Origin of the sequence: Brevibacillus parabrevis, assembly GCF_003710905.1 — a bacterium.
Taxonomy (GTDB): Bacteria; Bacillota; Bacilli; order Brevibacillales; family Brevibacillaceae; genus Brevibacillus; species Brevibacillus parabrevis.
The window spans coordinates 103,596-126,678 of record NZ_RHHV01000013.1 but is presented as its reverse complement, the minus strand read 5'-3'; the positions used below and the strand labels follow the sequence as shown (position 1 = coordinate 126,678).

The window sequence follows — 23,083 nt, the reverse complement described above, 5'->3', positions numbered from 1 at the left end:
AGAGAATGGATGCCTGTTGAAATCAGCATGGATTATTGATGAACTGCTCGCGATATTCAGTGGGGGAAATGCCTAATTGTTTTTTGAACACTCGACTAAAATAAAAAGGATCGGCAATGCCAACCGTTTGTGCAATTTGCTGTACGGGCAATTCACTTGTTACTAGCATTTCTTGCGCCATGTTGATGCGGTACTTCAATAAATATTCTGCTGGTCCCATGCCTGCATATCTTCTGAATACGTAAGAAAGCCGATTGCGATTGACGTTATGTTGTTCTGCAAGCGATGCTATCGTAAGGCTTTGATAGTAGTGTTCATGAATATATTGAGCTACCCGTTCGAATAATGCGTGTGGTTCATAGCTGTTTTGCCGATTCGCAACACATAACAACGCCTCATTCAGTACATCTCGAAACAGCATCTCGGTCTGAAACATGGAAATGCCGCCACGCTGATTGTACACATGCCAAAGACGCATGATTAATTCGATCAGACGGGGGGAGTGTCCCGTTGCTAATTCAAAATGCTGATGCGAAAAGCTGGACGCTTCCAGTTCTGCGTCACATATCCGATATTGGACGAGAATATATTCCCAGTTGGTTTTGCCAAACATTTTTTGCGCCAGACTCATTTTTGCACCGCCATGCACCACTTTTCCTGGCGAAAGAATATAAGGTGTACCATTAAACTGGAATTGCACCTTCCCTGTAAGGGGGAACACGAATCCAGGATAAGAATCTGTATAGTCAGCGTGAGGCACACCGGGATCTCTGGCATATCGATATACTCCTTCCACTTGAAAAGGAATGTGCGCAAAATGCTTTGCTAACTGATCAACGTCGATTTTCACATTGCATGCCTCATTTCCATCGTAGTTTGCCGGCTCTCGTCTATTTCCACATTATTGATAATGAATATCAGTGTCAATCTATTTGCACAACAAAAGTGCCGCTCCCGGCTCATGTTCAAACAGCCGGGGGGCGGCATCGGGTCAGTTTTTCGTAAAACTTATGCGCTTGTTCAGAATTTGTTCAGATGGTCAGAGTACAATGAGGAGTACGTATAGAAAAGGTCTTGATTCCTATTTTAGCCAAAATAATCCTGCCTGTCTTTCTACGGGGCATTCAATAGGGATTGAGTCCTGCTGAAACTTTCGATCAAACACAGGTCGGGATGGGGAGAAGTCATGTCAATGAGCAGCATCATGATAGTGGATGATACCGCTTTTACGAGAGCCATGCTTCGCAACATACTGGAGTCCCTGGGGCTGGAAGTGACGGTGGAGGCTGATTCAGGCGAAGATGCCGTCCATAAATACGGGCTGTACAGGCCAGAGCTTGTCTTTATGGACATTTCCATGCCCGGTATGAATGGGATTCGCGCCTCTCACAAAATCATGGATATGGACAAAGATGCGAAGATCATTATATGCTCAGCTGTCGTGCGGCGCGATACCGTCATCAAGGCAATTCAGGCTGGTGCGCGCGATTTTATCGCCAAACCGCTTCAGCTTGACCGTGTGGAATGGGCTGTTCGCAACGCATTGGGCTAAAGATTTCATGTATGAAGACGAGCTTGACGACACCATTTTTCGTTTGGATGAGACGAATAATCATGGTGTTTTTGATTTGGAAAAGAGGGTGGGCTGAAATGAAAGGGACCAGGGCGACAGGAAGGCATGCGGGCAGCAAAGTATTTCGTCATGAGCTGAAGTATTATCTTCACTGGAGCGACTACGAGACGATCAGAAAAAAGCTGCGGCTGATTGCGTATCTAGACCCGCACTCGATTGACGAAACAGGCTATCAGATTCGCAGCCTGTATTTTGACGATATTCAGGACATGGCTCTGGAAGATAAAAAGAACGCCGCATCCAGCGGCAGAAAGTATCGAATCCGCATCTACAACAACAGTGACGCTGCAATCAAAATGGAGCGAAAGAGCAAGATTGGCGGGTACATTTGCAAGGAAGCGGTTGCGATTGCGCGGGACGAATATGCGAGCATCATGACGGGACAAACCGATTTTCTCAAGGAGACGGAGAGCAGTTTGCTCCGCGATTTTTATGTGGAGAGCCGACAGCCCCTTTTTGCCCCACGGATTGTAACCGACTACATCCGGGAAGCGTATGCGATGGAAACAGGCAATGTGCGAGTGACCTTCGACAAGCAGCTGATGACCACTGTTGATTTCGATGATCTGTTCAACGACCAGCTCGCGATGGTGAGCGTCATTCCACAGCCGATGCTGATTATGGAAGTCAAGTTCGATCATTTCCTTCCTTTTAACATCCAATATTTGCTGCAAAATTTGAGCAACCAGCGGACGCTGATCTCCAAATACGCTGTATGCAGAGAAAAAACTAAAAATTTAAACAATTAACAGTGCGAGCGTGGAATGCAGTCTTTTTCGCAGATGTCAAAGCCCTTCCTGACAAATGGGCCGGGAAGGGCTTTCGAGTAGCGCTTGTGCGTAGCCTTACGCATACTGCTTTGCTTTCCACGCTTGAAACCAGTTCGAAATATCCTCATTCACAGCGGAATCAAGCTCTTGCTCCCAGCGCGTAGCGAGCAATTCATACTGCTCTTCGACCGATGCGGGATCATTCATGGCGTCGTAGAGCTGCATCAGGGAGAAATAGCAGTCCTCGTCCAAAGGATGCAAAAGCTGAATGCGCTCGTTTACTTGAATCGCTTCAGCAAGCATGCCTTTTTCCTGATAGAAGTGGTTCATTTTTTTCGCGAGCTGGAGCCATAATCGGCGCAGACGCTCCCGCTCGTACTCGGCCCACAAATAGTCGTACTCGCCAAAGTAATCGCCGCTGTACATGGCAAGCGTCTGCTCGTAATCGGCGATGTTGTCGCGAGAAGGCGGAGCCAGCTGCGCCAGGCGCTTCTCCCATTCATCTACGTCAATCAACGAGGACTCCACTGTCAGCTTGTAGCCCGTTTCGAGGTTGCCTTTGTTGATCGTAACCGTTTTGATGCCGGATCGCTTCAACGTTTGGCGGATCAAATAGATCGCTGTGTAGAGCTGAGGCATTCCTTTGGATAAATCGTAATCGGGCCATAAAAGCTCCAAAAGCGTATCTTTGTCCACCGTTTTGTTGCGGTGATGAAACAAGTAGGCAAACAGTTCGCGCACTTTGTTTGTTCGCCATTTGATCTCCTGCGGCTCCTGGCCGGACATGTGGAACTGGAGATGGTTGAAGCATTGGATGGAGACAAGCGGCGTGGCTTGCTGTTCGGTTGTTTGCGCGATGTTGATTTTTTCCCGCAGACGCTCGACGGTTTTCTCCAGTCGTTTCAGTTGGACAGGCTTCATGATGTAGTCCAGCGCGCACAGTTCGAAAGCGTCTACTGCATATTTGTCGTAGCCGGTCACAAAGACGATTTCCGGGGAAGGATCGGCATTCTGGAGCTGCTCCCCGATTTCCAGACCGTTGATTTGCGGCATGTTGATATCGAGAAAGACGACATCCGGGCGAAGCTTATGCGTCATTTCAATCGCCTGGATCGGGTTGGTAAACGTCCCGATCACCTGTATGCCACCTATTTTTTGCTCAAGCATGATCTGTAGATGTTGCAAAGGCAGTTGTTCGTCATCGACCAAGATTGCTTTCATCGACTTCTCCTTCCTTACGTTGTCTTGAATGCATAAAACTCCCTCTATTGTAGACATCACAAGCCTCTGAAAAGTTGCTTTAATCAGCCGAAAAGGAATTGTAAAGCTTATGGTGAGATTTCAGCCACGCATCACTCCGGTACATATCGGCTGCTGATTCAACTGGATGAACACGCGCGTTTTCCTTCCGGCCGGGCTTCATCGCGGCATGACGGTTTCCTTTCGCGTGCTCAAATCGCATAGGGAAAAGCAGGGCAAGAGTGGTTTGGCAGAAGCGGATCTGCTGAACCACTCTTTTTGTCATACAAGTATTTTGGTCCGTGCGCGATTCGGCAAAATACGCCGGGCAGCGAGGGAGCAGGATCAAGGTAAAAGGACCTGTTCCGAGCGGAAATGGCAAAATTTTTTTCTAAAATAACCCAAAAAATTTTCCCGAATGCGCAACAATATTCCCCAAATGATCGTCAGTGGTGGTGAAATTTTCCTCCAAAAGAAAGGGGGAGGAGGGCGCGTGCCGACCTTGTATGTCATCGTTCCCATTCTTTTCGTAATGGCAGTGGCTGTGTATACAGACCTACGCTACCGACTGATTTACGATTGGTTGACGCTGCCTGGGATCGCCTATTTTCTGATCGCGCATGCGGTTCTTCGGCCGGAAGACTGGCTGGCGCACCTCCTGGGGGTCGTCGTGCTTGGCGGACTGTCGCTCGGGATGGCCGTCATCAGCAATGGGCAGTTGGGGGGTGGCGACATCAAGCTGCTTGCCGTGGTTGGGGCAGCGTTGGGCTGGCAGGCGGGATTGTTCGCGATGGTGCTTGCCTATCTGCTTGCCGGAGTCATCATGCTTCCCGTATGGCTTGCCTCAAGACTGTCGCGAAAGGTGACTTTGGATCGGGAAATCCCGCTGGCTCCATTCATCGCGGGGGGAACCGGACTGTTGCTGGTAATGGTTATCTATTACTAGGCGGTGATTCTCGGGGAATAATCCGATAGTAACAGTGTGTGTTTTTACTTATTATGGAAAAATGGGCTGTACAGCATGATTTGACATTATTCTAGCTACAGAAAAAGAGAGGGAACCTTTTCATGTTGGAATCGAAACGACGGGCAATTATTTTTCTGGCGTTATCCTTTTTGCTTGCGGCTCTGGCCGGGTTTCTGTTTTTGAAGAAAATCAAGGACATGAACGCGCAGCTCGGGGAGATGGTGGAGATTTACGAGGCGAATGTCGATATTCCCTCTCGTGCCTTGATCCAACCCGATCAATTGACGACAAGACAAATTCCGAAAAAGTACGCGGATGGTTCGTACGTTGTCGACAAGATGAGTCTGAAAAATCAGGTAACGGTCGTCCCTTTGTCGAAAGGCGACATCATTACGAAAAATATTTTGAAGCCGGCGAATATGGTCCGCGATCAAAACAATCGGCTGATTACCGTGTACGCGTCGGGAAAAATCATGTTCGACCAGGAGCTGGAGGCGCTGGACCGTGTGGATATTATCATCTCGACTACGAAGGCGGGTCAGCCTGTAACCGAAGTGTTCATGAAGGACGTTCCTGTCGCCATGGTGGCGAAGTCGGACAACAAATTCAAGGGCGTGGCGCTGGAGCTGCCGTTTGAGGATGTGCCCAAATTCATCCATCAGCAGCACTACGCCGAGCTGATGCGCATTTTGAAAGCCAATGTCGGCAAAGGAGAGCTGGGGATTCCCGACCCGTTTACAACCACGGAGCCGAACAAGACGGAGACGGCGCCAAAGCCAAAGCCTGCGGAAACAAAGCCGCAAACGCCGCCAGCCACAACACCAGCGACTCCGCCAGTGACGGCACCAGCGGCTCAGCCAGCCGGGCAAACTCAACCAGCACCGACCAATCAGCAGCAGCCAGCGAAACCGCCAACTTCGGTACAGCCGCCAACCAATCCAGCACCCAAAACCGGAGGGTAAGTCATGAGCAAAGAAGTGAAAATTCTTGTAGTCGCAGATTACGATTCGGTCAAGGAAATGCTCACGGAATTTTTGGCCGGGTATGAGCAAACACGCTATACGACCTCCAGCGAAGTGAAAAAAGAAATCGACCGGATCGGACCCGATGTCGTGTTGCTCGTCCAGCCCGAGGAGGGGGCCGGAGTCGAGCTGGTTCAATACATACAGAGCGAGCTGCCAGAGGGAATCGTCATTTTTTTGACGGAAAGGCAAGATTTTGCCCTGCTGCGGGACGTCGTCCGCGCCGGAGCAGTCGAGTACATCGTCATGCCAGACGAGTTGAACCTGTTGACCGATCGCCTCGAAAAAATATCCGAGCTGTCCCAAATCCAGCAGCGCAAAAAAGGCGCGGATGCTTCCGGCAAAGCGTTTGTGCGCGGGCGGGGCAAGGTGTATTCCTTTTACAGCGGCAAGGGAGGCAGCGGCTGTACGCAGCTCGCCACAGGCTTTGCCCAGTCGCTGAAGCTGGAATCGACGGCCAGCGTGCTTTTGATTGATCTCAACTTGCAGTACGGGGGCGTGGAGACGTTCCTGTCGTTTGACAGCAACCGCACGCTTGGGGACCTGATTCCGGTCATGAATGAGATGAACGAATTTCACATCCGCAACGTGGCGCAGCGCGAGGCTCACTCCAAGCTGGAAGTGCTGGTCAGCCCGCGTGACGCCGAGATTGTGGAAAACATGTCCGAGGCGTTTGTCACGCGCCTGATCCGGGCGAGCCGCCGCAGCTATGATTTCGTCATCATCGACCTGCCGAGCCATATGAACGAGCTGGTCTATGCCGCTTTGTCGGAAGCCGACATGATTTACTACGTGATGAACCTGGATACGCCTTCTGTGCAAATTTATCGGCTCGTCGAAGACTTGTTCAGACGGCTGCGCATCGATACCGAGGGCAGGCTGGAAGTCGTCGTCAACCAGGTGGGCCGGGATAACGAGCTGGCCGTGTCCGACCTGAAAGGGCTGTTCAACGCCCCGATTACCGCGGAAATCAGGCGGGATCACGCGGGGGTGCAGGCGGCTGTCAATCAGGGAAGGCCGTTGCAAAAAGAAGCGAATGAGAAAAAACTGACTCCTGCGGCAAAAGACATCCGAAAATGGGTCCAAAGCAAACTGTCTTGAGGGGGGAGCTAGATGGCTTTATTCAAGCGCAAGCAAGAGCAGAAGACAGCAGAAGATGAGTCGTCACGGACGACACTGGCAGCGACACTTGCGGCTCCCGCCTTCAATCCTTACATTGACGAGCTGGCAGAGCATTACAAGACACGCCTTTTGCGGGAAACCAATCTGGAGCGGCTGACCAGCCTCGGCTCGCAGGAAATGCGGGTGGCGATTGAGCGTCTCGTGTCGCAGTACATGTCGGAAGAAAAAGTCGTGATCCCGCGCAGCGAAAAGGAATTGCTGCTGACTCGCCTGATCAACGAATCGGTGGGGCTGGGGCCGTTGGAGCCGCTGCTTGCGGACCCGGAGATTACGGAAATCTCGATCAACGGACACAACCTCGTCTACATCGAAAAACGCGGGCGGCTGGAGTTGACCGACTTGAAGTTTCGCGATGAGGAACATTTGCGGCACATCGTCGACCGGATCGTGGCTCCGCTCGGCAGGCGGATTGATGAAAGCTCGCCGATGGTCGACGCCCGCCTGAAAGACGGGAGCCGGGTGAATGCGGTCATCCCGCCGATCAGCTTGAACGGAACGCTGGTGTCGATCCGCAAGTTCCGCAAAGAGCCGTATTTGATGGACGATTTGCAACAATTCGGCTCGTTTGACGAAGCGATGTCGTGCTACATCCAGGCAGTCGTGGAAGCGAAGATGAACGTGCTGATCTCCGGCGGTACCGGGAGCGGGAAAACGACGCTGCTCAACGCGGCCGCGCGAGCGATCCCCCACTATGAACGGATCATTACGATTGAGGACTCGGCGGAGCTGAAGCTGACCCATCCGAACTGCGTCGGACTGGAGGCGCGCCCGCCGAACATGGAGGGAAAAGGCGAAATTACGATCCGCCAGCTTGTGCGCAACTCGCTGCGGATGCGTCCCGACAGGATCATCGTCGGGGAAGTGCGCGGCGCAGAGGCATTCGACATGCTGCAAGCGATGAATACAGGTCACGAAGGCTCACTCACCACGGTGCACGCCAACTCGCCACTGGACGCCTTCAACCGTCTGGAAGGAATGGTCGTCATGGCGGGGATGGATTTGCCCTCTGCCATCGTCCGCGAGTACATCGTCAGTGCGCTCGACATCATCGTACAGGTCATGCGGCTGTCGGACGGGACGCGCAAGATCGTCTCGATCTCCGAGGTGGCGAAGTCGGAGGACAAACGGGTAGAGGTGCAGGAAATTTTCCGCTTTCACCGGACTGGAATCGGCAGCAAAGGCGAAGTGCTCGGATATTTTACCCCGACCGGAATCATCCCGCGCAGCCTGGAGCGGTTCAAAGTATTCGGGATTGAGCTGGACGAGTCGATGTTTACGGCGAAAGGAGGGGGCAGACGTGAGCCTAGCTATTCTGTTTAGCCTGGCGGTGCTGTTCGGAATTTGGGGCATGTACGAATACCTCGGATACCGCACGAAGAAAAACGAGTGGAAAAAGAAAGCGGAAGACTGGTACGAGGTAAAGACACAGCGCAAAAGCTTCATCGTCGTCTGGGGCGACCGCTTTGACCAGAAGTCATACGCCCAGGAGATCGGCAAAAAGCTGAAAAAGGCCAACATTCCGCTGACCCCTTCCGAATTTTTCGCGGGCATGTTCGTCGGGACGATGGGGCTTGGGTTTTTCCTGCACAGCGTAGTGGCGATTCCGGCTCCCTACAACTTCATGGCAGGCGGAGGCGCGATGTATGTCATCCAGAAAGCCGTCTTTTTTGCCCGGCGCCACAAATATTTGGAGAGATTGAACGATCAGCTCTCGGAGGTGTGCCGCCTGCTTGCCAACTCGTTGCGCGCAGGGCTGACGCTGACTCAGGGGATCGCGATTGTGGCAAAAGAACTGAACGCTCCGGCGGGAGAAGAGTTCAAGCGGATGTCGCGGGAGCTGGCGCTTGGCGTCAGTTTTGACCGGGCGCTGATGGAGATGGAAAAGCGGATTCCGACGCGCGATTTCCGCATTTTCGCGGCGACGCTGCTCATCCAGCGCAGGGCAGGGGGCAACCTGAGCGAAGTGCTGCAGGAGATGGCCGAGACGATGGAGGAGCGCCGCCTCGTCTCGCAGGAAATCAAGACGATGACCGCCGAGCAGCGCTACGTCTCGTATCTCGTGCCGATCATGCCCGTCGCCCTGGTGCTGATGATGAACATGATTAACAAAGGCTTTATCGATCCGCTGTTTACGCCGATGGGGCTGGTGCTGCTCGGGCTGTTCCTGATCGGAACGTTGCTGTCCTACATCCTGGTGAAAAAAGTGACCAACATAAAGGTGTGAAACGATGGATGCACTAATCATCACCTGTCTGTTTCTGTTTTTATTGTTCTTTTCCATATTTTTAAAGGAATGGTATTTGTTTTCTGTGCAAAAGCGCACGCTGATCGAGCATATGTACGAGGTGACGGGGCAGCGGACGTACGATGTGCGCAAGCCGGAAACGGCCTCGGAACGACTGGTCAAGCGGCTGTTGCGCTACGGGGATGACTATGCGGTCCTCGGGCAGCGTTTCAACTTTTTCAGCGAGTCGCACGAGGTGGAGGACTGGCTGCTCAAGGCGGGCCGCCCGCTCGATTTGACTGTAGCCCGCTTTCAAGGCGTCAAAATCGTGCTCGCCCTGCTCGGCATCATCATCGGGGCGTTGTTGTTCGTCCTCGGCTTTCCGTTCGCCCAGTTCGGGCTGATCCTGTGGCCGCTGGCTGGCTATTTTTTGCCGATCCTCTGGTTGAAGAAAAAGGCGAGCGAGCGCCAGCAGCAAATCCGCTACGATCTGCCCGAATTTCTCGATACGGTCAGCGTGACGTTGCAGGCCGGAGTCAGTCTCGATCACGCCCTGCGCGAAGTCATCCGCTTTTTCAGCGGGCCGATTCAGGAAGAGTTCTCGCGCTTCAACCAGGAGATCGACCTTGGCGTGCCGCGGGAAAAAGCGTACGAGCAACTGCTGCGGCGCAACGACAACCCGGAATTTCAACTGTTGATCAAGGCATTGATCCAAGGAATGCGCCTGGGTGTGCCGATCTCGGTGACGTTCAAGGTGCAGGCGGACAACATGCGGCGAATGCGCAAAGAGCTGGTCAAGGAAAAAGCGGCGAAGGCCTCGCCGAAGGTCACGCTGATTACCACGCTCGTCGTCGCCCCGACCGCCATGCTGATGATCGGCGGCCTGATGGTACTGAACATTTTGGAAAATGCCAAGACGTTTACGGGCATTTTCCAATAAATGCTGGATCGGATGCCTGTAAGGGAGGTGATGCAGGCAGAGGCGTCCGGGAGTCATTTTTTACCTATTAAATACATTCCCGTTTGGAGGAAAAAACGATGGTGACAACATTGATGCAAAAACTGTTTGTAAAAGCAAGCTTTTCCCTGCGCAACGAAAAGGGAGCGCAATCGATTGAATGGATCGCACTGGCTGCAGTCGTCCTGGCGGTGCTTGGCGCTGTAGCGACCTTTTTCAGCAAAGATGAAAACGTGGGCAACGCCGTTTCCGGCACGCTGTCCGATGTCATTGAGCACATTGGCGACAAGATTACAGGTGACTAATGCCAAGCGTCAATTCCGGTGCCTACGGTTAGTGGTGGAAGCTGATTTTCACCACTAACTTTCCCTGTTTTTTGCCTGGGAACAACAAGCAGCTCTGAAATGACGGAGGTACATACAGATGAAAGCTATCAAGGTACTGATTGCAGCCCTCGGGCTGATGGTCATCTTGCATGCTTGCTCCAGCGACGAGCCGTCGAGCACGCAGGAACCGACGACGCCACCGGAAGCGGTGTCCAACGAGCAGGTGGAACAGCCAGTCAATCAGGAGCAGAAGTCGTCGAAGGAGGAGCAAATCGCTTCCCTGAAAGCATTGCTTCCTGAGGGAGCCACAAAAATTCCGGAGACGGCCGCCGAGATTGCCAGTTTTCCTATCGGGCGCTATGCGGGAAGCAACTATTCCGAGCATGAACAAGAGCTGCAGACGTTTTTGCAGGAGCTGCCCGCCATCGAAAACCCCGATCAGGAGGTTGTCGGCATGTACTATATGGCGCTGCTCGGGCTATTCGCCGAAGACTACCCCGATCCGGAACGGCTGATCGAAGATATCAAAATGGCTTCGTTCGGAAGTCCTGAAATCGACGATCCCCGCTTTCAGTTCAAGGAGCAGTACAACGTCGAAATTATTCTCGACGCGAGCGGCAGCATGGCAGGCCGGATGGACGGCAAAACCAAAATGGACGCGGCCAAGGAAGCGATCAAAGCGTTTGCCGAGACGTTGCCCAAAGAGGCGAATGTGGCCCTCCGCGTGTACGGGAACGAAGGGAGCGGCAAAGACTCCGACAAGGCGCTTTCTTGCAGCAGCAGCGAGCTGGTGTACCAGTTGCAAAAATACGACGCCGGAAAGCTCGCCGCAAGCTTGAATCAATTCCAACCGACGGGCTGGACTCCGATCGCTCATTCCTTGCAGGAGGCAGAGAAAGATTTGAGTCAGCTTGCCGGGGACAAGAATACCAACCTGATTTTTCTCGTCAGCGACGGAATCGAGACATGCGGCGGAGATCCGGTGGCAGCAGCGAAGCAGTTGGCGGATTCTAACATCACGCCTGTCTTGAATGTCATCGGCTTTGACGTGGACGGAGAGGGACAAAAGCAGCTAAAGGCAGTCGCAGAAGCAGCGCGCGGCCGCTATGTATCGATCCGCGACAAAAAAGGGTTGCAGGACGAATTTTCCAAAGCAAAAGAAATTGCGGACGAGTGGTACAAATGGAGGCGCAAGGAATCCAGTGAAGCGTACTCCCGAAAAGTCAATCTGCTCGTAAACAATACGCACTACAAGCTGGAGTGGAAGTTTTTGGCCGACGATGAGAAGCGAAACGTCGACTGGATGATTCGGCAGATCAAACGGGATAAACGGTTCCCGCAGCAGCTCGCCGAAGGGTTGGCCCGATTGCAGGATGAACATAAGCGAAACGTGGATAAACGGGCGGACGAACTGGAAGACATGCTCGATTCTCTGGCCAAAAAATCATACAAGGAAACCATTGAAGCCATTTCTGAGCAGTACGGCATCAATGCAGGCGGAAACTAGCGCCGCCAATCAGTGGTTTGCCAGGGATTAAGGAAATCGGGGTGAATGCTGTGAAGCGTCTAGCAAGACGGACGAATTGGGCTGCCATCGTTGCCCTGTTCATACTGGTGATCAATCTTTTCCCCTTTGCAGCTTTTGTGCATGCAGAGTCTGTGGCGCCTGGCGACGTGCGTCCAGGCGCAGTCCAGCCGGGAGAGATCAGGCCGGGAAATATTTCGCCAAATGACATACAGCCTGGTAGTTTTCAATGGGAAACAGGAGAGATTTCGCCCGGTGAGATACAGCCGGGGAGTCTGGATGTAGGAAACACCCGTCCTGGCAATGTTCAGCCAGGGAGCGTCACACCGGGCAGCCTTTCCGGCAAGGGCGATTCCAAAGCCTACGACTATGTAAACTGGTCGATCAACAGTGCGTTCGGCGGCAGTCTCAGCATGGTGGCCGACATGGCGGAAGGGAATGTAGACCCGGCTACCTTTGCCAGCATGCGCAGCCTGTTTTTGGTCGAGCTGGGCGTCAAGGCGATCGACATTCATCTGAAAGACACTTCCTTCGACTGGGTGAGCGGCTTGCCTGTCGACGGCTTCGACGCTGCTTCCGCCTGGATGAATTTCAAGTTCATCAAAGACACGGCAAGCAGCCTGCAAGTGACAGGACTGGTCAAAGGCTTGAACGTCGCGACAGCGGGAATCAGTCTGGTGTTTGACAGCATCGACACCTTCACGAACTTTCAGGATGCCTTTGATTCAGGCAACAGCCAGTCTGAGCGCATCGACTATGCGATCGACGGAACAGGCAGCTTCGGCAGCACGCTCATGGATGCCGGGGTCATCGCCGCCATGATTCCCGGAGGGCAGACGGCCGCTGTCGTGCTTGTCTCAGTCGGCGGCGTTCTGTGGGTAGGCAGCAAGCTGGCGAAATGGGGACGCAAGCTGTTCAAACGGTTCGCCTAGCGTCTGATACTGGTCGTGACTGGCCGCCAAAACGTTAGATGGGAATGAGTCAGAGTGAAGCATCCGATCAAAGAAAGCTTCCTGTTTTATACACGCAATATCGAGTCCATGCTGCTCTTGTCAGCGGTCGTCGTTCTGCCTTTTTTGCTCATTCACAATTTTACCGTCAACTATATCCACTTTATCGCTGCCTTGACGGGCGGGCAGGTGGTTTCCGCCTTTTTCAACCTGTTTTTGCTGCTCGTGTTTTTGACAGTCGTGCAGCTTCCGTTTGCCCAGTATGTGCAAAGCGAGCTTGCGGGAGAGGAACGGCCGATTCGCCAGGCATTGCGCACGTTTTTGGACCAAGGCTTTGCCGTGTTTGTCTTCGGGATCGTCTACGTCCTGGCCGTGTCTTTTGGCATGATGCTGTTTTTTGTGCCGGGGATTGTCATCCTCGTGCTGTTTTACTTGACTCCTTATTTGACGGTCATGAAAAAACAGCCGGTGCAGCAGAGCTGGAAAAAGGCGTTTGCGCTGGGGAAAAAGCATTTTTTCTCTATTCTCGGCGTGATTTTGCTGATTAGCGCCATCGAGTGGGGCATCAGTGTGATCGGGCTGTTTACCGTCACGTACATTACGACCAGCTTTGGCGCGGTTTTCTTTACGCAGATTTTGCTGAATGTCATTTTCTTTCCGCTGATGGCGGTGATGCTGACGATGTATACGCACAGATGGATGAGTGAGCCAGCGACTGCGGAGAGCGTGGATACCGGGAGGAGGGATACGGCTTGACGACAAAAGAAGCGAAAAGGCAGCGGTTTTGGAACGGGATCGCGATTGTTTTGTACGGCGTGCTCCTGCCGCTCTGCTGCCTGCTCATGGTAGTGGGGGAGACGATTCCGTATCCGCTGCTGCTTGTCTGGTTTGCGCTGCCCTATATCGAACAGTCTGGCATGGAGTACGCACGCCGCAAAGAAGTGAAGTGGTAGAGACGACGCCAAGCGAATAATCATGGAGGGGGAAACGACATGTCCAAGCAGGAGAAAAACTGGCAGCGTTTCTGGAAGTTCATGCTGCTTTATTTTTACGCCCTGATTGTGCCTGCGGCGATCATCGGCGCCATTTACCGGGGAGACTTTCCGATCCAGCTGGTCATTTTGGCGATCGGGCTGCCGTTTATGAAAAAAAAATCATCTGGCTTTTCTCCGGAAGAAACATGCGTCTGTTTAACCGTACGCCCAGGCAGTGGGTGATGCCGGGCGCAAGACAGGGCCGCGCGAACGCGAGGAACGCAGGAAAGCTGTCGCGTCTGCTGTCCGGGGAAAAAGGCTCGGTCACGATTGAGTTTCTCGGGATTTTGCCGCTGCTTTTTCTCATCATGCTCGTTTGCTGGCAGTTTTTGATCGGCGTGTACGGGGTGATCGCCGCGCAATCGGCTGCCAATGAGGCGGCAAAAGTATTCGCCATCACCGGGAGCGAGGCCAGTGCACTGAACGCCGCTGAAAAAGTGTTAGCCGGAGCGGGTGGCGGTATCGGCTTCGACAGGGGAGAGTCGTACATCGAGACGACAAGTGACGGGTACTTCAAAGTCATGGTCGGCGCGAACCTGGAAATCGCCTTTTTGCCGGATATTTTGACACAGAACATGGATGAGGCGGACAAAAGGATTTCGTTCCAGCGCGAGATCACGAGCAGGGTGGTTCACTAGATGAGAGACTGGCTGGCGTGTTTGCGGAATGAACGAGGCAATGTCACAATCTTTACGCTTACGATCTTTATGCTCATCATGCTCATCTTGTTCATGGCGCTGTTTAACCTCTCGACAGTCTTCGTCGTCAAGGAGCAAGCGTCAGACAGTGCGCAGCAAGCGGCGCTGGCGGCGGTCAAGCCGATCTACGACGAGATGGAAAAGGCACTCGTTCGCTACGATCGATCTCCCATGCGCCTGAAGGACGAGACATACATCAAGCCGTTCGTGGATCAGGCGGAAGCCGCTATCCGCGCGAGCCATCCGGATTGGGCCAGGAGCGAGGTGCGGTACGAAGCGATTGACCAGGTGCTGGGAAGCTGGCTGCCAGCAAACGTGGAGCTGCTGCTGTATGTGCAGGCGGGTCTTGCAGAAGCGGCCCCGAAGCTGCGGGATGTCGTCGTCACGATCCTCGACGCCAATCACGCCACAGTGCCCGGTTCGCAAATTGTCGTCACCGCGGATGAGCGCATCCAGGTACAGACTTCTGTCCGCTTCCGCTCCACTACGTTTGACTTTTCCTTCATGCCTGACCCGAAGCACGAGGAGGAAGTGTACCAGACGGGATCGAGCAGACAGATTGGCTTTCTCCATGCGGCAGGAGGGTTTTTTCTCAGTTCTATCACGCTGTAAAGGAAAGCACGGTTCATCTCGTCATATCCGATGATGCAGAACATACACACGACAAGGAGGCTATGACCGAATGCACGGTAAGTACAGGCGAATGCTCGGCCTGGTGAACAGCTTGATGACGGCACTGCTGCTGTGCGGCTGCACCCTTGGCGCATCTGGAGCAGGGCCGCGAGTGGGCGAGGTGAAATGGCCGCAAAACACGCAGGAGTTGATTGCGGAGCAGCCCGGACAGTTGGCGGGCACGCATTTTTACCTCGCCCAGCATCCGCATCGGCCGGCTATTGCTGCCATTCTCGACAAAATGCCTACTGTGGTGGATGGGATGAACGAAGCGTATTTGCAACTGTACTGGAATCAGCTGCTCGTTTTGTTCTCCGAAGACTACCTCAGTCCGCAGATGGTTGTGGATCGCTGGAAATTGGCTTCGTTTGGAGATCCCGGCATCGAGGATGCGCGGTTTCAGTTTCGGGAAAATTTTAACGTCGAAATCATTTTGGACGCGAGCGGCAGCATGGCCGGGAAAATGGGAGACAAAACCAAGATGCAACTGGCCAAGGAAGCGATCAAGGAATTTGCCGAATCACTCCCGGAGGAAGCAAACATTTCGCTGCGCGTCTATGGACATAAAGGGAGCAATGCCGATGGAGACAAACAGCTCTCCTGCTCCAGCAGCGATCTTGTCTATCCGCTGCAATCGTACGAGCCGAAGCGGCTGGACCAGGCGCTTGCACTGTTTGAGCCGACTGGCTGGACGTCAATCGCCCATTCTCTCAAGCTTGCCCAGCAAGATTTGGCCGCGTTTTCGGCGGATAAAAACACGAACGTCATCTACCTCGTCAGCGACGGCATCGAGACTTGCGGCGGCGATCCGGTGGCTGTAGCCAAAGAGCTGTCCCAGTCGCAAATCATGCCGCTCGTAAACGTGATCGGCTTTGACATGAACGCCGAAGGGCAGAAGCAATTGAAGGCGATTGCCCAGGCATCGGAAGGCTTGTATGCCAACGTGACGAACCGCGAGCAATTCAAAAGAGAGCTGGAGCGGGCAAAAGAAATCGCTCAAAAGTGGGAGCAGTGGAAGCGGGACGCCCTGACGGAAGTAGGCGAGGTGCTGATCGACCGCCGCAAGTGGATCGACGCCTACAACCGGGACTGGTACGAGAAAAGCTGGCGGGAGAGCTTGAACATCGGAAGCGCGATCGAGTATTTGGCGGCAAGCGGCAAGATCGGCAGCCAGGCCAAAGCGTATTTTACGAAGCAGAGACAGGACAGGGAAGCGTTAGCCTCGCAGGCGAAAGAAGAGCTTACCGATTATTTGGTGAACCTTACCAACAAGACTTATCAGGAAATGAAAGAGGAAATCGAGGAAAAATACAGTGGAAGCTAATAGAAAGTCCCGCTGCCTGAGACGGTGTGTCTGGCAACGGGACTTTTTTGCACGAAAAGCAGTCTGGGGCGTTTCTGCCGGAGCAATCGCACGGTGTTTCGCTTTCGCTGCATGCAGTCGGTAGTCGGCTACATCAGTCATAGGTGAAGGTGACGACCTGCTTCAAGGCAGTATCGACCCCGATGGCGATTGCGTTGTGGCCGTCTGAATAGTAAAAGTAGCGCTTGAGATCGTTGTCTGTGGCCTCGGAAGTCCGAACGAGCTGAAAGTCAGCCGTGGCCAGCAAGTTTTGCGAGCGCACGAAGTCGGCTGCGGCTTTTTCCAGATCGGCTTCAGCGATCGTTTTCGTCGCTTTCTCGCCGTCTTTGCCAATCACGTCAATCGAGAGCGAGAGAAGCTGCTTTGTCTTTGGCTCGATGATCGCGTGGTAGCCGGATATATCTCCGCTTTTCGGCTCGCCGCGAAGCAGGGCGTGAACGGGCACTCCTTTGTAGATCGGCTCGCCAGTGGCGGCATCGATCAGTTTGGCAGGGTCTTCAAGTGTAATTTCCCGATCGGCGGTATCTACCGTCAGATGATAATATTGACGAACAGCGCCCGCAGCGATTTGCGCCGCTTCTTCTTTTCCCAGCCCCTGCACCTGTTCAGGTGTATTGGGCTTGGAACAGCCTATGATAAACAACGCCAGGATGGTCGTCGCGAGTAAAAAGGTTGCCAGTTTTTTCATGGGTCAAGCCTCCGTGCCTGTTGCGTAATCTTTTCTTATCCTAACAGGAAACGGGGCCAGGAGATATCGATTTTCCTTTCCACTACCTTACGATGTTGTAAGTTTGCAAAGAAATAGGGCGGACAGACAGGACATGAGGGTTGAAAAGACGAAAAATTCAGTGTACGGGTGTTTTGGTGAGCGAGAGCAATTTTGTTGAATCGAGGAGGAGAAGCGCTATGAGCACGAGTACCATTACTGCCCTGGAGTTGAATGAGGCCATTCAAACGTATGTGCGGACGGAAACGTTCCCTGTGGGCATTTCGATCATTCGCGAGGAAGCGGCATTGCCGACAAAGGCAAAGCGACCGCAGCAAGACTTGGGGTACCCGATCACGATTTGCCAGGCGGTCGGCTTTTCGCGACGTTATGGCTGGAGCATTGCCATGAACGGCGCAGATCTGTCCTGTCCGATCGCGCAGGTGGCGTTCGGCTACGAGGAACAACCTGCGTTTTACACCGAGGGCCATCTCGCTTGCGGGATGTACACAGACTCGCTGGAAACGGGAGCGAAAAGCGAGGCGGATGTCCCGAAATTTTCGGCGGAGGAAAGCGGCTACTACGTGTCATACCCACTGGAGCGGGCGCAGGTCGAGCCGGACGTGGTTGTCATTTACGGAAACGCGGCACAGGTGATGCGGCTGGTGGCGGGAATGCTCTACAAGCGCGGCGGCTCGATTCCGTCCACTTTTTCCAGCCGGGCGGACTGCGCCGATATTGCGATCAAGCCGATCCAGACCGGACAACCGCAAGTGATCGTCCCCTGTTACGGGGATCGGCTGTTTGCCCAGACGCAGGACCACGAGATGGCGTTCAGCTTTCATTTCCGCGATGCAGCCGAGCTGGTGGAAGGGCTGGCAGCCACGCAAAAAGGCGGGATACGCTACCCGATCCCGTCCTTCCTGCGCTATCAGGCAGAGTTTCCGCCGACCTACCAAAAGCTCGCTGGTCTGTTCGGAGAAAAAAACTAGCCTTTTAGCCTGTTCAATTGGTGCAGATGGTGGCGATAGTGCATCTCTACAAGCGCAAACCACTCCTGCGCATTCAAAGGCCCGAAGCGAGGGTGTGCGACTTTGTGGTGTGTCGGAATATCCTGCAAGGTCGGCTCCAATTCTTGCATCAGGCGCAGGACAGTGCGCAAGCCGTCGTGCAGCTGCTCTTTGTTCTCTGGCTGCTTGGGTGTATATTGGGGCGAAGCAGGAACGTGGATGCGGATAGGCGGTAAGGAGCCTTGGGCAAAGATCGCTTGCCCATCCTCAGACATTTGGGCGTCCGGCTGGATGACTTCGGGCGCGCCTTTTCTACACGCTTCGATGTTGGCGAGTTGCATATAGAGGGCCGATTGGATCAGATGCTGGTACATCTGGCCGATGGACCATTCCTCTTCGCTTGGCTTTTGCAGCAGACGGTCCATGTCAAATGCTTCGAGTTCCTGGATGTACAGATCGGTTACTTGTTGCATGCTGTGCATGATTTCGGTTGGATTCATCTTGTGGTCAGCTCCTCTTTCATTCTTTGTCACAAGCATACAAAAACGCTACTGACAACTGTATGTCAGTAGCGTTTTAGCAATTTTTCCGCTTCCTCGCGAATTTTTTCGCGGAGGGATGGCGGTTCGAGAACGAGCGCATTTGCCCCCAGCCCCAGAACCCAGTCCGAGATTTCCTCCAGTTGCCGGACGCGCAGCGTGACCAGCACTCCGTCCGGATGATCGGCCATCTCTTCTATATAAAAGGACTTTGCTTCCAGCACCTGATCGGCTATCGCTGGCTGGACGAGCAGGCGGACTTCGAGTGTGCGGTTGTCGGGAGGCTTGTAATCGTCAAAGGAAAAATGCTCCGGGAGGTCAAAGCTGTCTTCGAGCATGGTCAGCCCGCTCATGCGGGACAGGCGGAACCTGCGGATGTCCTGGCGCAAATCGCAAAAGGCGAGCAAAGTCCACACGCCCCGCGCCAGCACAAGCCCGTAGGGAGCCGCATCGCGCACGCTCTCGCGGTTGCCGTCTGTCTCGGGGATCGTTTTGCGATAGCGGAAGCGGACTTTGCGGCGATGCAGGATGGCTTCGTGGAGCAGCTCGGCATATTGTTTTTCCCGCTCGCGCTGGTTGGCTTCTCCGATATCGAGCAGGCGAAAGGTCGAGCGAATCCCCTCTACTTCTCGGATAAATTCCTGCGACAGAAGCGCTTCGACTTTGCGTTGGACACCGCGGGCGCTGTGGCCGTAATTTTTGCCAAACGCCTGCTCGACCAGGTCTGCGCCGATCAGCAGCGCGACGGCTTCCTCCACCGTAAAGCGAACGGGCGGCAGAAAAAAGCCTTCCATCAGCGAGTAGCCTTGCCCTGGCGAGCCGACGACAGGGACCCCTGCTTCGCTCAACGCCTGCATATCCCGGTAGATGGTTCGCACGCTCGTCTCGAATGTCGCGGCCAAATCTTCCGCGCGCAAGGTGCGCTTGCGCTGAAGCTCCAGCACAATGGCCAGCAGGCGGTCTGATTTGTTCATGCATAGACCCCATTTCCCAAAACGTTTCTCATCCCCATTGTAGTTTTTGCGTCGAGCGAACAAAAGCCAGAGATGAACTTTCTGCCGGACGGTCGTCACGCCGCGCCATGTCGTGTCGCGCCGCCAACGCTATCGCTGCAAGTATTGCCATGCCATAAGACTAATCTATAATGTTGTTACTGGCACACATATTTCGCAATAAGGATTGGTTGTGATATCGCCCGTATATTTTTCCAAAATGGGCTTGCTGTCCAGCGTATAGCCTTTGCTGTGGAGAGCAGGAAAAATTTCAGCATACGCCCGCTGGATGTCCTCTGCTGTATGCTTGACTTCGAAAACGAGGTAATTCCCGCCCGCAAGCTCGCCTTCGCAAATGGAATCGGCATCGTCCAACTGATAATTTGCGGAGAGCACAATGCAAGCATCAAATCGGCAGCTTTCAGGAGCGGTTGTCTGTGGGTTATCTTGTGGAACGGCAAACAGGATAGCTGATTCCAGAAGCTGTTTCTCCTTCGCCCATTTTTTTAGCTCCTCCATTACTTCCACATTGGCAGGACCGTATGGACCGACTCGCCGCATATACGCAATGCGATAGGGGGGGATAGTTTCGACTTTGCATTTCATGGATGGTACTTCCTTTCTTCGTGGATTTGGTTGCGTATTGACTGTAGCATGTTATAAAAAATATTTGCGTTAATTTTTTAGAATTTTTTGTAAATTTTAAAATGATGATTTTCACGGAACATCAGCATGAAAAAATGGATAGGGTTCAGATGTTCTCTGAAGCCTATCCATTGTTAGTGCTAGACGTGCTATACGGTATGCCCTACACCAGATTTTCCGGGTTCAAGCCTTCCAGCTCTGGCAGCACGAAGCGGCCGTCTTTTCTGATCAGCACGTCGTCAAACCAGATTTCGCCTCCGCCGTATTCCGGACGCTGGATTTGCACCAGATCCCAGTGAACAGAGGAGCGGTTTCCGTTGTCCGCTACTGTGTAGGCGTTGCCAGGTGTGAAGTGGAAGCTTCCGGCGATTTTTTCGTCGAACAGGATGTCCAGCATCGGATGCAGGATGTGCGGGTTGAAGCCAATGGCAAATTCCCCGATATAGCGAGCGCCTTCGTCGGTGTCGAGAATGTCATTCAGCGCTTTTGTATTGGAGCTGGTCGCTTCGACGATTTTTCCTTCTTTAAAAGTGAATTGCACATCGGTGAAGGAAATGCCGTGGTAGTTGGAAGCGGCGTTGTAGAAAATGGTGCCTTCTACAGAATCGCGAACAGGCGCTGTGTACACTTCGCCGTCCGGGATGTTGCGCTTGCCGTCGCATTTGACAGCGTTGATGCCTTTGATGGAGAAGCGCAGGTCGGTTTTTGGCCCGACGATGCGGACACGGTCGGTGCGCTCCATCAGTTCTTTCAGCGGTGTCATCGCTCTGGACATTTTCGCGTAGTCCAGGTTGCAGACGGAGAAGTAGAAGTCCTCGAAGCCTTCCAGACTCATATTGGACAGTTGCGCCATTGATTTGTTCGGGTAGCGCAAAACGACCCAGCGTTTGTTTGGCACGCGTTCGTTTGTGTGCACTGGCTGATACAGGACACGGGAGTAGATGCCCATCTTGTCTTCCGGAACATCGGCAAATTCGTTGATGTTGTCGTAAGCGCGGATCGCGATGTACGCGTCCATGTCTTTCATGCGCTCGTATTCGTATTTGGCCATCAATGCCATATGCTCTTCGCTCGTTCCTTGGTAGAGCGCGCGCAGCACTTCCTGGTCTTTCAACGTTACCAATGGCAGAGCGCCGACAGCGAACGATTCGCGAACGAGCGCACGTACAAGCTCAGGTTGCAGCCCTGTGTTTTCGATCAGGACTTTTTCCCCTTTTTGCAAATTGAGAGAGTAGCGGACGAGGCGGCTAGCCAGTTCATTGATGCGTGGATCTGCCATATGTACGACCTCCATATAGTAAAAAAATTTTTATTAATCTCATTATCGCACAGGAAAGCGCGTGCCTGCCAGTATGTTCGTGCAGCATTTACAGGCAAGCCTGGTAGATCGCGACGACATCTTCCGCATGCAGTTTTCTGGCGCTCGGCAGATGTCCGGCACCGCGTCCGCCAATCGTAATCGCTTCTTCGGCCATTTTTGGCAGCGCGTCCTGCGTTACACCAAAGTCAGAAAGCCGCTCGGTGATGCCCATGCTTTCATACCAGCGGGCAACAGCCACGATGGTTGCGCGCGCTGCGGCTTGCTCGTCTTCCTCGGTAACTCCGAAGCAGTGTCGGCCCATGCGCGCCAGTCTCTCTGGACGCTCCGGCAAAATGACCTGCTCGAAATAAGGAAGCGAAAGAATCGCCAGTCCACGCCCGTGTGCCATGTCGTAAATGCCGCTCAACGGGTGTTCGATTCCGTGCAGAGGCATTCCGGCGCCGCGCCCTGCATTGGCAAAAGGACTGATGCCAAGCGTGCTTGCCCAGAGCAAAGTGGAACGTGCCTCTTCGTGATCCGGTTGGCGAATGGCGGTAACGGAGTGCTCCGCAACGAGCCGAATGAGCGTTTCCGTGATCCCGTCCTGCACATTCGTTTTGTCTGCGCTGATCAAGTATGTTTCAAACAGATGCGAGAAAATATCTGCGCATGACTCTGCCGTGACGCGTGCGGGAACGGTAAATGTGATCGATGGATCGAGAATCGCGATTTTCGGATAGAGGGCCGGGCCGTTTATGGAAGATTTCTCGTGTGTGTCCCAGTGGGTCAGGACGCTGATATTGTTTGCTTCCGATCCGGTTGCAGCCACAGTGGGCACGGTGAGAAGCGGGAGCGCTTCCTGCACGGGCACCAGCCATTTGCCTGAGCCGCTCGGGTTGCCGCGCATGTAGTCGTAGATGGGCCGCCCGGAAACGGCTGCGGCGGCAATGGCTTTGGCTGCATCCATAACAGAGCCTCCGCCCAAGGCCAGCACGAAGTCGCATTGCTCTTCGCGGGCAAGCGCTGCTCCGGCATCGACGGTCGCTGTGCGCGGATTCGGTTCAATTTTGTCAAAAAGAGTATAGGCTACTTGCGCTTCTTGCAGGAGCGTAATGGCGCGGCTAAGCAGACCTGTGCGCTTGGCTGCGCTGCCACCTGTGACGAGAAGCGCTTTGTTACCGAGAGTTTTCGCTGCCTGGCCCAAACGCGCAAGTTCGCCCATGCCGAAGTAGATATGGGTAGGAAAAGATACTTCAAAGGGAAACATCTGATATTCCTTCTTTCACGTGTAGGTTGTACCAAAGACAGTGTAACATAAAGACAAAAAA

26 protein-coding genes are annotated in these 23,083 nt (G+C 53.5%); 18 read left to right on the top strand and 8 right to left on the bottom strand.

All coding sequences use genetic code 11. The features are described from left to right. Positions 1 to 22: 22 nt before the first annotated feature. Positions 23 to 850: an AraC family transcriptional regulator gene (locus EDM60_RS20220; RefSeq protein WP_122965595.1), complete on the bottom strand. Its 828-nt coding sequence runs from the start codon at positions 848 to 850 to the stop codon at positions 23 to 25. 342 nt (positions 851 to 1,192) lie between these two features. On the opposite strand from EDM60_RS20220, the gene EDM60_RS20215 reads away from it, so the two are divergent. Both EDM60_RS20215 and EDM60_RS20210 read left to right on the top strand, forming a co-directional pair. Further along, positions 1,193 to 1,552, top strand: a complete 360-nt coding sequence (locus tag EDM60_RS20215) for a response regulator (RefSeq protein ID WP_122965594.1) — start codon at positions 1,193 to 1,195, stop codon at positions 1,550 to 1,552. Positions 1,553 to 1,650: 98 nt separating this feature from the next. Further along, positions 1,651 to 2,382 (top strand): polyphosphate polymerase domain-containing protein, encoded by a 732-nt coding sequence (locus EDM60_RS20210; protein ID WP_122965626.1) that lies wholly within the window; start codon positions 1,651 to 1,653, stop codon positions 2,380 to 2,382. Positions 2,383 to 2,478: 96 nt separating this feature from the next. On the opposite strand, the gene EDM60_RS20205 is transcribed toward EDM60_RS20210, so the two are convergent. Next, the gene (locus EDM60_RS20205; RefSeq protein ID WP_122965593.1) at positions 2,479 to 3,624 is read right to left on the bottom strand and encodes a response regulator; all 1,146 of its coding nucleotides are present in this window, start codon (positions 3,622 to 3,624) and stop codon (positions 2,479 to 2,481) included. 511 nt (positions 3,625 to 4,135) lie between these two features. Here EDM60_RS20205 and EDM60_RS20200 point away from each other — a divergent pair. From EDM60_RS20200 to EDM60_RS20130, 15 genes are all read left to right on the top strand, one after another. Then, entirely contained in the window at positions 4,136 to 4,588 is a 453-nt protein-coding gene (locus EDM60_RS20200; protein ID WP_233454110.1) for a prepilin peptidase, read from the top strand. A gap of 122 nt (positions 4,589 to 4,710) precedes the next feature. Next, a complete protein-coding gene (locus EDM60_RS29490) occupies positions 4,711 to 5,571 on the top strand; it encodes a CpaB family protein (RefSeq protein WP_122965592.1) in 861 nt (286 codons plus the stop codon). A 3-nt stretch (positions 5,572 to 5,574) separates the two neighbouring features. Continuing rightward, positions 5,575 to 6,732 carry a CpaE/TadZ family protein gene (locus EDM60_RS20190; protein ID WP_122965591.1) on the top strand — a complete coding sequence of 386 codons (1,158 nt, stop codon included), beginning with the start codon at positions 5,575 to 5,577 and terminating at the stop codon, positions 6,730 to 6,732. A gap of 12 nt (positions 6,733 to 6,744) precedes the next feature. Beyond that, positions 6,745 to 8,133 carry a TadA family conjugal transfer-associated ATPase gene (locus tag EDM60_RS20185; RefSeq protein WP_122965590.1) on the top strand — a complete coding sequence of 463 codons (1,389 nt, stop codon included), beginning with the start codon at positions 6,745 to 6,747 and terminating at the stop codon, positions 8,131 to 8,133. Beyond that, positions 8,111 to 9,037: a type II secretion system F family protein gene (locus tag EDM60_RS20180; protein ID WP_122965589.1), complete on the top strand. Its 927-nt coding sequence runs from the start codon at positions 8,111 to 8,113 to the stop codon at positions 9,035 to 9,037. Before EDM60_RS20185 ends, EDM60_RS20180 begins: the two co-directional genes overlap by 23 nt. Before the next feature lie 4 nt (positions 9,038 to 9,041). Next, positions 9,042 to 9,977, top strand: coding sequence for a type II secretion system F family protein (locus EDM60_RS20175; protein ID WP_122965588.1), 936 nt, complete (start codon positions 9,042 to 9,044; stop codon positions 9,975 to 9,977). 98 nt (positions 9,978 to 10,075) lie between these two features. Beyond that, positions 10,076 to 10,300 (top strand): hypothetical protein, encoded by a 225-nt coding sequence (locus EDM60_RS20170; protein ID WP_122965587.1) that lies wholly within the window; start codon positions 10,076 to 10,078, stop codon positions 10,298 to 10,300. A gap of 118 nt (positions 10,301 to 10,418) precedes the next feature. Beyond that, positions 10,419 to 11,828, top strand: coding sequence for a VWA domain-containing protein (locus tag EDM60_RS20165; RefSeq protein WP_122965586.1), 1,410 nt, complete (start codon positions 10,419 to 10,421; stop codon positions 11,826 to 11,828). A gap of 50 nt (positions 11,829 to 11,878) precedes the next feature. Then, positions 11,879 to 12,778 carry a hypothetical protein gene (locus tag EDM60_RS20160; protein ID WP_233454109.1) on the top strand — a complete coding sequence of 300 codons (900 nt, stop codon included), beginning with the start codon at positions 11,879 to 11,881 and terminating at the stop codon, positions 12,776 to 12,778. 54 nt (positions 12,779 to 12,832) lie between these two features. Next, on the top strand, positions 12,833 to 13,552 hold the full coding sequence (locus tag EDM60_RS20155; protein ID WP_122965584.1) for a hypothetical protein: 720 nt from the start codon (positions 12,833 to 12,835) through the stop codon (positions 13,550 to 13,552). After that, the gene (locus EDM60_RS20150; RefSeq protein ID WP_122965583.1) at positions 13,549 to 13,749 is read left to right on the top strand and encodes a hypothetical protein; all 201 of its coding nucleotides are present in this window, start codon (positions 13,549 to 13,551) and stop codon (positions 13,747 to 13,749) included. Before EDM60_RS20155 ends, EDM60_RS20150 begins: the two co-directional genes overlap by 4 nt. 39 nt (positions 13,750 to 13,788) lie before the next feature. Further along, entirely contained in the window at positions 13,789 to 14,013 is a 225-nt protein-coding gene (locus EDM60_RS20145) for a hypothetical protein (RefSeq protein ID WP_233454108.1), read from the top strand. Then, positions 13,977 to 14,468: a TadE/TadG family type IV pilus assembly protein gene (locus EDM60_RS20140; RefSeq protein WP_233454107.1), complete on the top strand. Its 492-nt coding sequence runs from the start codon at positions 13,977 to 13,979 to the stop codon at positions 14,466 to 14,468. Before EDM60_RS20145 ends, EDM60_RS20140 begins: the two co-directional genes overlap by 37 nt. Beyond that, complete coding sequence (locus tag EDM60_RS20135) at positions 14,469 to 15,140, top strand: Tad domain-containing protein (protein ID WP_122965581.1); 672 nt, start codon at positions 14,469 to 14,471, stop codon at positions 15,138 to 15,140. It abuts the gene before it with no gap. A gap of 70 nt (positions 15,141 to 15,210) precedes the next feature. Beyond that, positions 15,211 to 16,524 (top strand): VWA domain-containing protein, encoded by a 1,314-nt coding sequence (locus EDM60_RS20130; RefSeq protein ID WP_122965580.1) that lies wholly within the window; start codon positions 15,211 to 15,213, stop codon positions 16,522 to 16,524. Between the two features lie 133 nt (positions 16,525 to 16,657). On the opposite strand, the gene EDM60_RS20125 is transcribed toward EDM60_RS20130, so the two are convergent. Next, the gene (locus tag EDM60_RS20125; protein ID WP_122965579.1) at positions 16,658 to 17,251 is read right to left on the bottom strand and encodes a hypothetical protein; all 594 of its coding nucleotides are present in this window, start codon (positions 17,249 to 17,251) and stop codon (positions 16,658 to 16,660) included. Positions 17,252 to 17,469: 218 nt separating this feature from the next. On the opposite strand from EDM60_RS20125, the gene EDM60_RS20120 reads away from it, so the two are divergent. Next, positions 17,470 to 18,261 (top strand): DUF169 domain-containing protein, encoded by a 792-nt coding sequence (locus tag EDM60_RS20120; protein WP_122965578.1) that lies wholly within the window; start codon positions 17,470 to 17,472, stop codon positions 18,259 to 18,261. On the opposite strand, the gene EDM60_RS20115 is transcribed toward EDM60_RS20120, so the two are convergent. From EDM60_RS20115 to EDM60_RS20095, 5 genes are all read right to left on the bottom strand, one after another. After that, on the bottom strand, positions 18,258 to 18,779 hold the full coding sequence (locus tag EDM60_RS20115) for a DinB family protein (protein WP_122965577.1): 522 nt from the start codon (positions 18,777 to 18,779) through the stop codon (positions 18,258 to 18,260). The genes EDM60_RS20120 and EDM60_RS20115 overlap by 4 nt on opposite strands. Before the next feature lie 65 nt (positions 18,780 to 18,844). Further along, positions 18,845 to 19,792: a helix-turn-helix transcriptional regulator gene (locus tag EDM60_RS20110; RefSeq protein WP_122965576.1), complete on the bottom strand. Its 948-nt coding sequence runs from the start codon at positions 19,790 to 19,792 to the stop codon at positions 18,845 to 18,847. Between the two features lie 165 nt (positions 19,793 to 19,957). Then, positions 19,958 to 20,416, bottom strand: a complete 459-nt coding sequence (locus tag EDM60_RS20105; protein WP_122965575.1) for an AraC family transcriptional regulator — start codon at positions 20,414 to 20,416, stop codon at positions 19,958 to 19,960. 202 nt (positions 20,417 to 20,618) lie between these two features. Further along, entirely contained in the window at positions 20,619 to 21,734 is a 1,116-nt protein-coding gene (locus tag EDM60_RS20100; protein WP_122965574.1) for an aminopeptidase, read from the bottom strand. An 88-nt stretch (positions 21,735 to 21,822) separates the two neighbouring features. Then, positions 21,823 to 23,022, bottom strand: a complete 1,200-nt coding sequence (locus tag EDM60_RS20095) for an iron-containing alcohol dehydrogenase (RefSeq protein WP_122965573.1) — start codon at positions 23,020 to 23,022, stop codon at positions 21,823 to 21,825. Between the last annotated feature and the right edge of the window lie 61 nt (positions 23,023 to 23,083).

Coding starts and splice junctions, on each gene's coding strand:
- EDM60_RS20215 (WP_122965594.1), top strand. CDS start 1,193: ATGAGCAGCATCATGATAGTGGATGATACCGCTTTTACGAGAGCCATG.
- EDM60_RS20210 (WP_122965626.1), top strand. CDS start 1,651: ATGAAAGGGACCAGGGCGACAGGAAGGCATGCGGGCAGCAAAGTATTT.
- EDM60_RS20205 (WP_122965593.1), bottom strand. CDS start 3,624: ATGAAAGCAATCTTGGTCGATGACGAACAACTGCCTTTGCAACATCTA.
- EDM60_RS29490 (WP_122965592.1), top strand. CDS start 4,711: ATGTTGGAATCGAAACGACGGGCAATTATTTTTCTGGCGTTATCCTTT.
- EDM60_RS20190 (WP_122965591.1), top strand. CDS start 5,575: ATGAGCAAAGAAGTGAAAATTCTTGTAGTCGCAGATTACGATTCGGTC.
- EDM60_RS20185 (WP_122965590.1), top strand. CDS start 6,745: ATGGCTTTATTCAAGCGCAAGCAAGAGCAGAAGACAGCAGAAGATGAG.
- EDM60_RS20175 (WP_122965588.1), top strand. CDS start 9,042: ATGGATGCACTAATCATCACCTGTCTGTTTCTGTTTTTATTGTTCTTT.
- EDM60_RS20170 (WP_122965587.1), top strand. CDS start 10,076: ATGGTGACAACATTGATGCAAAAACTGTTTGTAAAAGCAAGCTTTTCC.
- EDM60_RS20165 (WP_122965586.1), top strand. CDS start 10,419: ATGAAAGCTATCAAGGTACTGATTGCAGCCCTCGGGCTGATGGTCATC.
- EDM60_RS20145 (WP_233454108.1), top strand. CDS start 13,789: ATGTCCAAGCAGGAGAAAAACTGGCAGCGTTTCTGGAAGTTCATGCTG.
- EDM60_RS20140 (WP_233454107.1), top strand. CDS start 13,977: ATGCGTCTGTTTAACCGTACGCCCAGGCAGTGGGTGATGCCGGGCGCA.
- EDM60_RS20135 (WP_122965581.1), top strand. CDS start 14,469: ATGAGAGACTGGCTGGCGTGTTTGCGGAATGAACGAGGCAATGTCACA.
- EDM60_RS20130 (WP_122965580.1), top strand. CDS start 15,211: ATGCACGGTAAGTACAGGCGAATGCTCGGCCTGGTGAACAGCTTGATG.
- EDM60_RS20125 (WP_122965579.1), bottom strand. CDS start 17,251: ATGAAAAAACTGGCAACCTTTTTACTCGCGACGACCATCCTGGCGTTG.
- EDM60_RS20120 (WP_122965578.1), top strand. CDS start 17,470: ATGAGCACGAGTACCATTACTGCCCTGGAGTTGAATGAGGCCATTCAA.
- EDM60_RS20115 (WP_122965577.1), bottom strand. CDS start 18,779: ATGAATCCAACCGAAATCATGCACAGCATGCAACAAGTAACCGATCTG.
- EDM60_RS20110 (WP_122965576.1), bottom strand. CDS start 19,792: ATGAACAAATCAGACCGCCTGCTGGCCATTGTGCTGGAGCTTCAGCGC.
- EDM60_RS20105 (WP_122965575.1), bottom strand. CDS start 20,416: ATGAAATGCAAAGTCGAAACTATCCCCCCCTATCGCATTGCGTATATG.
- EDM60_RS20100 (WP_122965574.1), bottom strand. CDS start 21,734: ATGGCAGATCCACGCATCAATGAACTGGCTAGCCGCCTCGTCCGCTAC.
- EDM60_RS20095 (WP_122965573.1), bottom strand. CDS start 23,022: ATGTTTCCCTTTGAAGTATCTTTTCCTACCCATATCTACTTCGGCATG.